This is a genomic window from Georgenia satyanarayanai (genome assembly GCF_023715365.1).
GTDB lineage: Bacteria > Actinomycetota > Actinomycetes > Actinomycetales > Actinomycetaceae > Oceanitalea > Oceanitalea satyanarayanai_B.
In genome coordinates this window covers 1-468 of the sequence record NZ_JAMBNZ010000081.1, presented here as the reverse complement: position 1 = coordinate 468, position 468 = coordinate 1, and the positions used below count along the sequence as shown (strand labels likewise).

Genomic DNA, 468 nt, shown 5'->3' with positions numbered 1-468 from the left:
ACTAAGCCAATGATGTTAAATAGCAAAATTGCTATGGCGTACTGTTTCCAGTTCATCTCATCACTGAGTTTGCCGTGATTGTCCACGCCTAACATCCCAAAACGGGAAAACCAGCGTTGTTCATTGGCAGATAAAGGGGCTTGCATCCGCTTCACCATAAATCCTGCTAACGGATAGGCAAGCATAAATAATACCGCAAGGTATAAAAGGACTTGAATGAAGGCAGAGGAAGTCATTAAAACTCCTCCGTTTTGATAAGGACGTACACCAGATAGAAAAATAACCCGAGTGCCATCAACCCTGCTAACGCTTGCATAGCCAACTCCTTGATAGATTAAGCATAAAATTTGTCAATGCTTATTATTACCAAGAAGCTTGTAAATTTGTCGTTAATTGTTAAAGTGCAGATATAAAGAAAGTGTAAAGATAGGGTTTTTAGTTTGCAGATTAGTCTTTACAATTTAATAA

The 468-nt window shown here is 38.2% G+C and carries 2 protein-coding genes; both read right to left on the bottom strand.

All coding sequences use genetic code 11. The features are described 5' to 3' along the window. The coding region (locus M3148_RS17100) for a potassium-transporting ATPase subunit KdpA (protein WP_251305928.1) at positions 1-236 on the bottom strand (236 nt) is incomplete at its 3' end. Beyond that, on the bottom strand, positions 236-316 hold the full coding sequence (gene kdpF, locus M3148_RS18590) for a K(+)-transporting ATPase subunit F (RefSeq protein ID WP_101965263.1): 81 nt from the start codon (positions 314-316) through the stop codon (positions 236-238). The genes M3148_RS17100 and kdpF, both read right to left, overlap by 1 nt. Positions 317-468: the final 152 nt, after the last annotated feature.